This is a genomic window from Streptomyces sp. YIM S03343 (assembly GCF_054729195.1).
Genome location: NZ_JBPUKX010000001.1, coordinates 1,469,308 through 1,481,171, shown reverse-complemented (window position 1 = coordinate 1,481,171; position 11,864 = coordinate 1,469,308). Strand labels below are relative to the sequence as shown.

The window sequence follows — 11,864 nt, the reverse complement described above, 5'->3', positions numbered from 1 at the left end:
GCACGACTGCCACGCTCACTGCCCCCACTGGAACTCCGGCACCGGGGCGGGGGCCGTCTCGCCCAGGGCGGTCGGGCCGGTCGCGGCCTCCTTGGCCCAGGTTTCCAGGAGCGCCACGAACTCGGCCGCCCGGTCCTGCCAGTTGAAGCGGGTCAGTGCCACGGTGTGGCCCGACCGTGCGATACGCAGGCGCAGTTGCGGGTCCCCGCGCAGCCGTCGTACGGCGTAGGCGGCGGCCTCGGGGTCCTGGTACGGGACGACGAGGCCGCAGCCGTGCCGGGCGACGAGTGCGGCGGCCAGCGGGGTGGGTGTGGTGACGACGGGTATGCCGTGGGCCATGTACTCGACGACCTTGGTGGGGCGCGAGTGGCGGTAGTTGGGCTGGTCGTGGAGGAGGGACAGCCCGGCCAGCGCTCCGGAGAGCCGTGCCAGGGCACGGTCGTTGGGCAGAAAGCCGTGCCAGCGCAGCACACCGTCGCGCTCGGCCGCCCCGAGCGCGTCGCGGACATCTGGGTCGGCCGCTCCGATCACCTCGACCCCGACATCGGGCGCCAACAGGCGTGCCAGCTCGATCAGATCGAGCGCGCCGCGCGCCCTGGACAGTTGCCCGAGATAGACGACCCGGTCGTCGCCGGGCGGCGGGGGTGCGAGGAGCGGGGTGCTGGCGAGGTTGGGCACCACCGGGTGGCGGCGCCGGAAGCGGTCCTGGTAGGCATCCTCGGCGAGCAGCAACTTCACCCGCCGCTCGGCGAGTTGCTCCGCCGTACGCACGGCGAGCCGCAGCACGGGCCGCAGCGGGCCAGGTAGCCAGCTCTTCATGACGAGGGCCGCCGCGGTGTCCTCGTGCACATCCCACACGGTCACCGGGGCACGGCCGGAGCGCTGCCAGCGGCGCAGAACGCCGGGCAGCGCGAGCAGCAGTTCGGGGTCGTGCAGCAGCACCACGTCCGACTCGGGCCCGCGCTCGGCGAGCAGGGTCCGGGCCGCACGCAGCGCCGTACGGCGTTCGCGTCCGGCGGCGCGCGGCATGTCCACGCCTTCCAGATCCGGCCGGGGTGCCACCCCTCGGGCCGCGAACGGGGCCGCGTACACGACGTGGTGGCCGCGGTCCCGCAGGGCGGCGATCTGCCGGTGCAGGATGCGGGCGTCCTCGGGGTGGTGCACGACGGTGACGACGAGTATCCGCATCACGAAGCCTTTCGACTCGTACAGCCGGTTCGGCAGGTCTCGGTGGACGGCGGTCCCTTGGACGGCGGTCGGTGCACGGTGGCCCGTGGACGGCGGCCGACCTTCGACGGACCGCGGCCGGGCTCAGAGCACCTCGACGCCCGGCCGGAAGATCCGTCCCCGGGTGTCGAAGAGCAGCCGGGCCGTGTCGGCCAGCGTGGGGAGGTCGTAGGCGGAGTGGTCCTGGAGCAGCATGGTCAGGTCGAACTCCCCTACCGCCGATGCCACATCGGGCACCCGGGGCACGTTCGTCCCGTCGACCGACCACTGCGGCACATACGGGTCGTGGAAGAAGACCTCGGCTTTGCGCTCCCTCAGCAGCCGGGCCACCGGTACGGCGGGCGACTCCCGCTGGTCGGCGACGTCCGGTTTGTAGGTGACACCGAGCAGCAGCACACGCGAGCCGTGCAGCGGACGCCCGGCGGTGTTGAGCAGGTCCTGGGCGCGCCGTACGACGTACTCGGGCATCCGGCGGTTGATCTCCTGGGCCAGGCCCACGAACCGGAACTCGTAGCCGAGCGCCGAACGCACCTTGTACGAAAGGTAGTTGGGGTCGATCGGGATGCAGTGCCCGCCGACGCCGGGGCTCGGTCGGAAGGCCTGGAAGCCGAAGGGCTTGGTGCCCGCGCAGCGGATGGCGTCCCAGACGTCGACGTTCAGCTCCCGGCTGATGATGGCCAGTTCGTTGACGAGGGCGATGTTGACATGCCGGTAGGTGTTCTCCAGCAGCTTGGCCATCTCGGCCTCGCGGGTCCCCTTCGCCTGGACGACGGTCTCCACGAACTTGCCGTAGAAGGCGACGGCTTGGACTGCGCAGGACGGGGTGCAGCCGCCGACCACCTTCGGTGTGGTGCGCAGTCCGTGCGTGGTGTTGCCCGGGTCGATGCGCTCCGGTGAGAAGGCCAGCGCGAAGTCGCTGCCCACGGTCAGTCCGGACTCCTCCAGAAGGGGGCGTACGACCTCCTCGGTGGTGCCCGGGTAGGTGGTCGACTCCAGGACGACCAGCTGCCCCGGCCGCAGCCGGGCCGCGACGGTGCGGGCGGCGGAGGTCACCGCGCCCAGATCGGGCCCGCCGTCCTCGCTGAGCGGTGTCGGCACGCAGATCACCACGGTGTGGGCCCGGGAGAGGCATGCGTCGTCGGTGTGCGCGGTGAAACCGGCCGCGCGCATCCGGCGGACGTCGTCGTCGGACACGTCGTCGACGTGGGAGCGCCCGGAGTTGAGCCCGGCGACGACCTCGGTGTCCCGGTCCAGGCCCATGACGCGCAGCCCGACCGAGACCGCCTCGCGGGCGAGCGGCAGCCCGACGTAGCCGAGGCCGATCACCGCGAGGTCGGCCTGGCCGTCCTGTTCCGAATCCGCTGCTGATTCTGATTCCGATACCGATACCGAATCCGATATCTGATCGCTGAATTCTCCGAGCGGTTCGCTCATGGCCCCGAGCGATGCGGCCTGTTCGACCTGTTCGACCTGTTCGACCTGCATAGGGATTCACCCGGCCTCAAGGAGGGATCTGACGGGATCTGAGGTGAAGGAGGTGAAGACGATGGGAATCGCGCGTCGGCGGCGCACTCGCGGCGCACTCGCGGCGCACTGACAACGCACTGGATGCGGAGTGCAGCGACGCCGGGGCTTCGGGCCCCCGGGGCCGCTCAGGCGCATCCGAGCGTGCGATACGCCTCCCGGGTCGTGGTGGCGACCCTGTTCCAGGTCCGGTCCCGTACGACCGTCGCACGGGCGGCGGCACCGAGTTCGGTACGCCGTTTTCGACTGTAGAGCAGTGTTTCGAGACCTTCTGCCCAGGCTTGGGGTGATTCGGGGAGAATTAGGTGCCCGTTAACCTCCGGTTTGATCAGTTCCCTCAGCGCTGTGAGATCACTGGCTGCCACGGGGAGACCGCTCGCCATCGCTTCGACAGGCTTGAGGGGGGTCACGAGCCGGCAGACGCGCTCGTCGGTGCGCGGCACCGCGAACACATTCAACACCGCGTGAAAATTGCGGACTTGGTCATGCGGCACGCGTCCCGTGAACAGCGCCGTGCCGTCGTCGAGGCCGAGCCGGGCGGCCAGCGCGCGCAGCGCCGCGCCCTCCGGACCGTCGCCGACGATCAGCAGCCGGAGCGGGATTCCACGCCGTTTCAGCACTGCACCCGCATGGAGCAATGTGCCGATCCCCTCGTGCGGGGTGAGGCTGCTGACCGTGCCCACCACCAGCTCCTCCGGCGCGATGTCGAGCCGCGCCCGCACCGGGGCCCCGTCGGGCAGCGGGGCGAGGAACGCCTCGTCCACCGCGTTCGGCACGATCAGGACCCGCTCCTCGGGCACCCCGCGCGCCACGATCTCAGCCTTCATGGCCTGGCCCAGCGTCAGTACCAGGTCGGCCTCGCGCATGCAGTGGGTCTCCAGCGCACGGCGTGCGCGGTAGACGTCGTCTCCCGGAGCGCGGCCGGGTGCCTGGGTCAGCCAGGTGTCCTCCAGGAAACCGCGCACCTCGTACACGACCGGCAGTCCGAAGGTCTCCCGCAGGGCCAGCGCCACTCGCCCGTTCGAGTGGTCGGTGGCCGCGTGCAGCACCGCCGGACGCAGCCGCTCCACCAGCCGTCCGGCCAGCTCCGCGTTGCGGGCCAGCACCGCGCTCTGCCCGTACGGCAGCCAGGCCGGCAACAGGCGGTGCTGCGGCACCCCGCCTACGATCTGCAAGGGGCGCGCGTCCAGCGCACCCTGCGCGACCGGGAACCCGAGGCGCGTCACCACATGCGGATCGAGCCCCGCCGACCGCTGGGCCTCGGCGAGCTTCTGGGTGCGCATCGTGTATCCGGCGTGCTTGAACGGCAGCGAGTTGGTCACCACATGCAGCACGCGGCCCGGCACCGGCCGGACCACCGTCCGCCGGGACGGTGGCGGCACCCGGACGGCGGACGGCGCGGACGGCAGTGCGGTCGGCCCCATGGACCGGGCCCGGGCCGTGAGCCGCCGCTCCACCGGCCGCAGCGGACGCCGGGCACCGGGCGGCAGCAGCCGTACGCCGAGCACCGCGGCCCGCGCGGGATCGTGCCGCAGCTCGCCCCAGGCGACCGAGGCGGCCAGCAGCAGGGCACGGAACACACGTCGGTGGGAGGACCGCGCGGAGGGGCGGGGCCGCGGGGACTCGGGGGGCGACCAGGGAGAACGTCGGGACGGCATGCCGCCACCGTAGGCGGCCCGGGTGAAAGGCGGGCGACATGAACGACACGGACGACATGGACGCGCGTGTCGTGCACGTGGTCGGGACACGGCCGAACTTCGTCAAGGCGGCACCGGTGCTTGCCGCACTGGACGCCGCGGGCTGCGGACAGGCACTCGTCCACACCGGCCAGCACTACGACGAACGGATGTCGGAGGTGTTCTTCCGGCAGCTCGGACTGCCCCGCCCGGACACCGATCTCGGCGTCGGCTCCGGCAGCCACGCCCGCCAGACCGCCGACCTGCTCGTCGCCCTGGAGCGTGAACTCCTGTCCCGCGCACCGGAACTGGTCGTCGTCTACGGCGATGTGAATTCCACACTGGCCGCCGCGCTGGTCGCCGCCAAACTCGGCGTGCCGGTGGCGCATGTCGAGGCGGGGCTGCGCAGCTTCGACATGGGCATGCCGGAGGAGGTCAACCGGCGGCTTGTCGACCAACTCGCCGAACTGCTGTTCGTCACCAGCCCCGAGGCCATCGGCCACCTCGCCCGCGAGGGCGCCGACCTCCGCCGCGTCCACTTCGTCGGCAATCCGATGATCGACACCCTGCTCACCCACCTCCCCCTCCTCGACCCCGCCGCCGCCCGCGCCGCGCACCGGCTCCCCGAGCGGTACGGCGTGGTCACCCTGCACCGCCCCGCCAACGTCGACGACCCGGAAGCGGCCCGCGCCGCCGCCCGCGCCCTCGCCGAGGCGGCCGGTCACCTCGAACTCGCCGTACCCCTGCACCCGCGCGGCCGGGAGGCCCTGCGTGCGGCAGGACTTGCCGACACACCCGGTGTGCACCTCCTGGACCCGCTGGGATACATCGAGTTCATGAGCCTCGTACGGGGCGCCGCCGCCGTGATCACCGACTCGGGCGGGGTGCAGGAGGAGACCACCGTCCTCAACGTGCCCTGTCTCACCCTGCGCACCACCACCGAACGACCCGTCACCGTCACCCACGGCACCAACCGCCTGGTCCGGCCCGCCGAACTCGTCCCCGCGCTGCGCAAGACCCTCGACACCGGCCAGGCCGCGCCCGCCGAGGGACCCCCGCTGTGGGACGGCAAGGCAGGCCCCCGGATCGCCGAAGCCGTCACCCACTGGCTGGAGCACCATGACTGACCGGACCTCCGCCTACTGGAACATCCGCCACCGCACCCACGACGACCTCGCCTCCGGCGGGCACATCGGCCTCGACCGCGCCGGGAACGAACTGTTCTACGCCTGGCGGCTCGGCGCGCTGCTCACCCTCGTCGGAGACCTCAGCAGCCCCTCCCACCCGCTGTTCGTGCTCGACGCGGGCTGCGGCAAGGGGCACTTCGCCCGCTCCCTGGCCCGCTGCGGACACCGCGTCGACGCCTTCGACGCCAGTCCGGAGGCCATCGCCCACGCCCGGAGGGCTGAATCCGGCCCCGGCGGGAACGGCGGCGCGCCGCCCCGCTACGCCTTGGCCTCGCTCGCCGACTGGCGCAGCCCCTGGCCCTACGACGTCGTGCTCTGCCTGGACGTCCTCTTCCACGTCCTCGACGACACCGCGTGGGCGGCCGGCCTGCGCAACCTGGCCTCCCTGGTCCGACTCACCGGCCGGCTGATCCTCACCGAGGAGGACTCCGCCGTACCCCGCCCGCGTGGCGACTACATCGTGCACCGGCCGATCGCCGCCTACCGGGCGGAACTCGAGCCCCTGGGCCTGCGCCACACCCTCTTCCAGCCGTACGGCTTCCGCGAGAACGAAGTCGGCTTCCACGTCTTCACGAGGTTTCGCTGATGCGCCTGACCGATCTGCTCCACCCGCACCTCGACGGCGTCACCACGGTCGTCGACGCCACCGCAGGCGGACTGCGCCTGGAACCGTACCTCCACCTCCCCGACGGGATCGCCCTGCGACGGGAGCAGGGCGACATCGGGGAGGGCACGCTGGTGCTGATCGCCACCGGCCCCGACCCCGCCCTGCACGGCACCGAGGACGACTGCCTCGCCGTACTGGAGCGGATGCGGCCCGGCGGCCGGGGCATCGTCCTCTTCGGCCACCCCGGACCCGAACTCCCGTACCACCGCGTTCTCGACCACCTGGTCCGCCACAACTGCCAGGTGCTGCGCGCCGCCCCGCTCGACTACACCCATCTGCACGCGGGCGCCGTGTTCACCCGCACCGACGAACTCCTGCCGCCCCTCGACTGGTTCGGCCGCCCGGTGCCGACCGACGGACTGCAGACCGACGGGCTGCCGACCGACGGGCTGCCCACCGACGGGCTGCCCACCGCGTTGCGCACAGCACTGCGCACCGCCGGGGAGTATGTGCTCGCCGACCTCGTCTCCCGCGCCCTGCGCGTCCGCGTGCTCGACCTGGAGTGCGTGGCCGAGGAGGCCGAACGCGACCGCGCCGCCGTCCGCGAGCACGGGCTCGCCGACCGGCTCGCCGCCACCGTACGGGAGAAGGACCAGCTGGCCGCCGCCCTGCGCGCCGCCCGGGAGCGCAACGGCGTCCTGGAGAGCCGGGTGACCATGCTGGAGGGCTCCACCTCGCTGCGGGTCGGACGCGCCCTGGTGTCGGCGGCCCGCTCACCGCGGCGCGGCGCGGCACGGCTGCCGGGGGAGCTCTACGACCTGTGGCGCGTGCGGCGCACCAGAGGCCGCCGGGGCGTCGCCCCCGCCGGGAGGCGGGCCGCCGTCGCAGCCGTCGAACGCACCGGCGGCACCGTCGCCGACGACCGGCTCCATCTGTCCCACCGCGCCCTGCTGTCGGCTCCCCGCGACCGTCTGGTCGTCGTGGGGGTACTCACCGACGCCACCGCCGAGGACTTCTCGGCCGACGCCGTCGTCAACCGGCCGCTGCCGCACGACGGACGGCTGCTCGTCGCCCGCACCGACCCGGATGCCGTCGTCGTCCAGCTCAGCGCCTGCACCGGCCACGGCCCCTGGGCGCTCACCGGCACCGGCCTCGCCCCCGACCTCGACCGCGCCCTCGCCGAACTCCTCGCCGAGGCAAGGGCGTCGGGCAGGCGGACGGTGCTGTGGCAGGACGCATCGGCCGCGACCGCCCCCGGTCTGACCGGGCTCGGCTGGGACGCCGTCCTCGACACCGGCACCGGCGTACGACTCTCCCGCCTCGACCCCGCCGCCACCGGCCGGGACCGGCTGCGCGAGGCGTTCCTGCACGACAGCACCCGGGTACGCCTGGCCCCGCTCGCACGGCTCACCGGCGCCCCCGACCCGCTCGACGCCCGCCGCGTCGCCGTCCTCGCCGCACCTCGGGACCGCCATGACCGGGCCCGGCTGACCGCGCAGGTGCTCGGGCAGACACACCGGCCCGTGGAGGTCGTCGTCCCTGAACCCGACGGGCCCGACGGGCTCGACGAACTCACGGGCGCCGGGATCGCCGTCCGCACCGGGACGCCCACCGCGCCCTGGGTCGCCGACTGGCGGGACGACCTGCCCGAGGACCGGCCGGGGACCTACCTGTTGGATCTGATGTGCGCTCAGGAATACTCCGGCGCCGACGCGTTGGGGTGCACCGACGCCGATGACGACTACGTCTTCGTACCCGATCTGCGTCCGCTGCTGGTCAGCCGGGAGCTGCAGCTGACCGGTCAGCCGCCCGGGAGCTGGTCCGCGCGGGGCCACCGCCTGTTCGCCGTCCGCACCAAGGAGTCCTCATGAGCCGTGTCCCGCGGGCCCTCGTCTACGGCGATGTGGACCTCAACCTCATCGACGGCTCCGCCGTCTGGGCGCAGTCCACCGTGCAGGCGCTGTCGGCGGCCGGATGCCGCACCCGGCTCGTCCTCAAGTCCCCTGTCCTCACCGGCCGGTTGACCGACCCGCTGACCCGGCTGCCGGGCGTCACCCTGGTCCGGCCCGCCGAGGAACGGCTCGTCACCGGGCAGGGCGACCGGCCGCTGTCCCCGGCGCAGGCGTCCGCCCTGCTCGCCCGGCTGGACGCCGACGACCCCTGCGACCTGCTGGTGCTGCGCGGCCGGCGACTGGTGACGCGGGTCGCCGCCGACGGTGCCTTCGACGGGCGGATCTGGGCCTATCTCACCGACATCCCCCAGTCGCCCGCCGCGATGACCGAGGACGCCCGCGCCGAACTCGCCTCCATCGCCCTCGCCTCCAGCCGGCTCCTCTGCCAGACCGAGGAGTTGCGAAGCTTTCTGGAGACCTGGGTGCCCGAGGCGTGCGGCCGGTGTCTGCTCTGCCCGCCCGCCGTGCCCGAACCCGGCTTCCCGGTACCCGAGCACGAGACACCGCACGACCCTCTTCGCCTCGTCTACACCGGCAAGTTCGCCCCGCTGTGGAACACCCTCCCCATGACCAGGCTCCCCGCACTGCTCGCCGAGCGGGGGGTGCGCGCCCAGCTCCACACCGTCGGAGACAAGATCCACGACGACCCCGCCGACCCGGACTTCGAACCGGCCATGACCCGGGCACTGCAGGGCGGCGCCCCCGGCGTCCACCATCACGGCGGACAATCCCGCGAGGAGGCCATGCGCATCGCCGCCGACTGCGACCTCGGCCTCGGCTGGCGCGACCCGCGGCTCGACGCCAGCCTCGAACTCTCCACCAAGGTCCTGGAATTCGGCGCCCTCGGCCTCCCCGTCCTGCTCAACCGCACCCCCGCCCACGAGGCCTTGCTCGGCCCCGACTACCCCCTCTACGTCGCCGGCCGCGCCGAACTCAGCGACGCCGTGGAGGCGTTGGCCACCGCCGCCCATGACCCGCAGGCCCGCCGTACCGCCGCCGACCGCTGCCGCGAGGCCGCCGCCCGCCACACCCTCAAAGCCGCCGCCGCCCGCTGGCGCACCCACCTCGACCAGGCACTCCCGCCCGCACCACCCGCCCTCACCGGCCGCAGCCGCCCGCTGCGCGTCGGTGTCGCGGGCCACGACCTGAAGTTCCTCACCCGGCTCATCGACCACTTCAGCACCCTGCCCGGACTCGACATACGGCTCGACACCTGGTCGGCGCTGGCCCGCCACGACCCGGTGGAGAGCCGTGCGCTCGCCGAGTGGGCCGATGTGGTGGTCGTCGAATGGTGCGGCCCCGCCGCCGTCTGGTACAGCCGCCACAAACGGCACGGCAGCCGGCTCGTCGTCCGGCTGCACCGCTTCGAACTGGACGCCGACTGGCCGCGTCAGGTGGAGATCGACGCCGTCGACCAAGTGGTGTGCGTCAGCCCGTACTACCGCCGCCGCGCCCTCGCCGTCACCGGCTGGCCCGAGGACAAGGTCGTGGTCGTGCCCAACTGGGTGGACGCCGACCAGCTCGACCGCCCCAAGGCACCCGGTGCCCGCTTCCGCCTCGGCATGATCGGCATCGCGCCCAGCCGCAAACGCCTCGACCTCGGCCTCGACGCCTTGGAGGCGCTCCGCGCGGACGACCGGCGCTGGCAGCTGTCGGTCAAGTCGAAGCCGCCGTGGGAGTACTGGTGGATCTGGAACAAGCCCGAGGAACGCGCCCACTACGACTCCGTCCTGCACCGCATCCAGACCTCGCCGCTGCTCGCCGGAGCCGTCGTCTTCGACTCGTTCGGGCCGGACGTGGCGAGTTGGCTGCGCCGTATCGGACACGTTCTGTCCACCAGCGACGACGAGTCCTTCCACCTCGCCCCCGCCGAGGGCATGGCCTCGTCCGCCGTACCGGCCCTGCTGCCGTGGCCCGGCGCCGACGAGATCTACGACAGCCGCTGGATCCATCCGACCCCGCAGGCCATGGCCGAGGCGATCGCACCGCTGGCGGACGAGGACCGCTGGCGGCAGGCCGGAGAACTGTCCCGTACCCAGGCCCGCGAGGCCTTCGCCCTGGAGAAGGTGGCCGGTACCTGGACGGCCCTGCTGACCGGGGAGGACTGACCCGAGGACCGGCCCGGCGAACGGAGATGACCTACGGTCTGCTGTTCCACTCCGCGATCACCGGACCGCCGTGTTCGGTCGACAGACGGCTGAGGGTGCCGGTCGAGAGCTGGAACAGACGTCCCTCCCGCGGCGCCAGGCCCAGCCGACGTGCCGTCAGGACCCGTAGAAAATGGGCGTGGGCGACCAGGACCACATCACCGGTGCCCTCGCCGAGCGCAGCGTCCACCCGGGCCAGCACCCGGTCCGCGCGCATGCCGACCTCGGCCGGTGACTCCCCGAGCCGCCCGTCGGGGCCCGGCGGCACCCCGTCGGTCCACAGGTCCCAGCCGGGCCGGGTGCGACGGATCTCCGGGGTGGTGAGGCCCTCGTAGCCGCCGTAGTCCCACTCGTGCAGGTCCTCCACCGGCAACGTCCCGGTCAGACCGGCGAGTTCGGCGGTGCGGATGGCGCGGTGCATAAGGCTGGTGAGGGCCAGGGCATAGGTGCGGCCCGCCAGCAGCGGGACCAGGGACCTGGCCTGCTCCTCACCGCGCCGGGTGAGGGGCAGGTCCGTGAAACTGGTGTGCTGTCCCGAGGCGCTCCACTCGGTCTCACCGTGGCGGACCAGCAGGAGATCCCCCACGGCGGGCCTACTTGGACTCCACGGCGTGCCCGCCGAACTGGTTGCGCAGCGCCGCGATCATCTTCATCTGCGGGGAGTCGTCCTGCCGTGAGGCGAACCGCGCGAACAGCGACGCGGTGATCGCGGGCAGCGGCACCGCGTGGTCGAGGGCCGCCTCCACGGTCCACCGGCCCTCACCGGAGTCCTGTGCGAAGCCCTTCAGCTTCTCCAGGTGCTCGTCGTCGTCCAGGGCGTCCACGGCGAGGTCGAGCAGCCAGGAACGGATCACCGTGCCCTGCTGCCAGGAGCGGAACACCTCGCGGACGTTGTCCACCGTCTCGGCCTTCTCCAGCAGCTCCCAGCCCTCGGCGTAGGCCTGCATCATGGCGTACTCGATGCCGTTGTGGACCATCTTCGAGAAGTGCCCGGAGCCGACCTTGCCCGCGTGGACATAGCCGTACGGGCCCTGCGGCTTGAGCGCCTCGAAGAACGGCTGGAGCCGTTCGACGTGCTTCTTGTCGCCGCCGACCATCAGGGCGTAGCCGTTCTCCAGGCCCCACACACCGCCGGAGACACCCGCGTCGACGAAGCCGATGCCCTTCGCACCGAGCTGCTCGGCGTGCTGCTGGTCCTCCGTCCAGCGGGAGTTGCCGCCGTCGACGACGGTGTCGTCGGGGGAGAGGAGCCCGCCCAGCTCGTCCACGACGGACTGAGTGGCCGCGCCCGCCGGGACCATCACCCAGACGGTGCGCGGTGCTTCGAGGCTGCCGACCAGTTCGGCGAGGCTGCTCACGTCGGACAGACCGGGGTCGCGGTCGTAGCCGATGACGGTGTGGCCCGCGCGGCGGATCCGCTCGCGCATATTGCCGCCCATCTTGCCGAGACCGATGAGACCGAGCTGCATGTCAGTTCACTTCCTGGGTTCGCGGTGGGTCCGGGAGGGAGGAGGGGGAGGGGTCTGCTGTGCGGGTGCCGTGAG

At 72.6% G+C, this 11,864-nt stretch carries 9 protein-coding genes; 4 read left to right on the top strand and 5 right to left on the bottom strand.

Going from position 1 to position 11,864, the window contains the following annotated elements; genetic code table 11:
• Positions 1–15 precede the first annotated feature (15 nt).
• The 3 genes from ACSYGN_RS06605 to ACSYGN_RS06595 all read right to left on the bottom strand — a co-directional run bounded on the left by ACSYGN_RS06605 (position 16) and on the right by ACSYGN_RS06595 (position 4,331).
• On the bottom strand, positions 16–1,188 hold the full coding sequence (locus ACSYGN_RS06605; RefSeq protein WP_460392807.1) for a glycosyltransferase family protein: 1,173 nt from the start codon (positions 1,186–1,188) through the stop codon (positions 16–18).
• A 123-nt stretch (positions 1,189–1,311) separates the two neighbouring features.
• Positions 1,312–2,712, bottom strand: a complete 1,401-nt coding sequence (locus ACSYGN_RS06600; protein ID WP_460392805.1) for a nucleotide sugar dehydrogenase — start codon at positions 2,710–2,712, stop codon at positions 1,312–1,314.
• Positions 2,713–2,879: 167 nt separating this feature from the next.
• Entirely contained in the window at positions 2,880–4,331 is a 1,452-nt protein-coding gene (locus tag ACSYGN_RS06595) for a glycosyltransferase family 4 protein (protein WP_460392803.1), read from the bottom strand.
• Positions 4,332–4,447: 116 nt separating this feature from the next.
• On the opposite strand from ACSYGN_RS06595, the gene wecB reads away from it, so the two are divergent.
• Genes wecB through ACSYGN_RS06575 form a run of 4 tightly spaced genes read left to right on the top strand, consistent with a single transcriptional unit; the run spans position 4,448 to position 10,281 of the window.
• Positions 4,448–5,554: a non-hydrolyzing UDP-N-acetylglucosamine 2-epimerase gene (gene wecB / locus ACSYGN_RS06590; protein WP_460392801.1), complete on the top strand. Its 1,107-nt coding sequence runs from the start codon at positions 4,448–4,450 to the stop codon at positions 5,552–5,554.
• Positions 5,547–6,200 (top strand): class I SAM-dependent methyltransferase, encoded by a 654-nt coding sequence (locus ACSYGN_RS06585; protein ID WP_460392799.1) that lies wholly within the window; start codon positions 5,547–5,549, stop codon positions 6,198–6,200. The genes wecB and ACSYGN_RS06585 overlap by 8 nt, the downstream gene beginning before the upstream one ends.
• Complete coding sequence (locus ACSYGN_RS06580) at positions 6,200–8,092, top strand: hypothetical protein (protein ID WP_460392797.1); 1,893 nt, start codon at positions 6,200–6,202, stop codon at positions 8,090–8,092. The genes ACSYGN_RS06585 and ACSYGN_RS06580 overlap by 1 nt, the downstream gene beginning before the upstream one ends.
• Entirely contained in the window at positions 8,089–10,281 is a 2,193-nt protein-coding gene (locus tag ACSYGN_RS06575) for a glycosyltransferase (RefSeq protein ID WP_460392795.1), read from the top strand. The genes ACSYGN_RS06580 and ACSYGN_RS06575 overlap by 4 nt, the downstream gene beginning before the upstream one ends.
• Before the next feature lie 31 nt (positions 10,282–10,312).
• Here the strand turns inward: ACSYGN_RS06575 and ACSYGN_RS06570 are convergent, their stop codons facing one another.
• The gene (locus tag ACSYGN_RS06570; RefSeq protein ID WP_460392793.1) at positions 10,313–10,906 is read right to left on the bottom strand and encodes a histidine phosphatase family protein; all 594 of its coding nucleotides are present in this window, start codon (positions 10,904–10,906) and stop codon (positions 10,313–10,315) included.
• A 7-nt stretch (positions 10,907–10,913) separates the two neighbouring features.
• Positions 10,914–11,789, bottom strand: coding sequence for a phosphogluconate dehydrogenase (NAD(+)-dependent, decarboxylating) (gene gnd / locus ACSYGN_RS06565; RefSeq protein WP_460392791.1), 876 nt, complete (start codon positions 11,787–11,789; stop codon positions 10,914–10,916).
• Positions 11,790–11,864 lie beyond the last annotated feature (75 nt).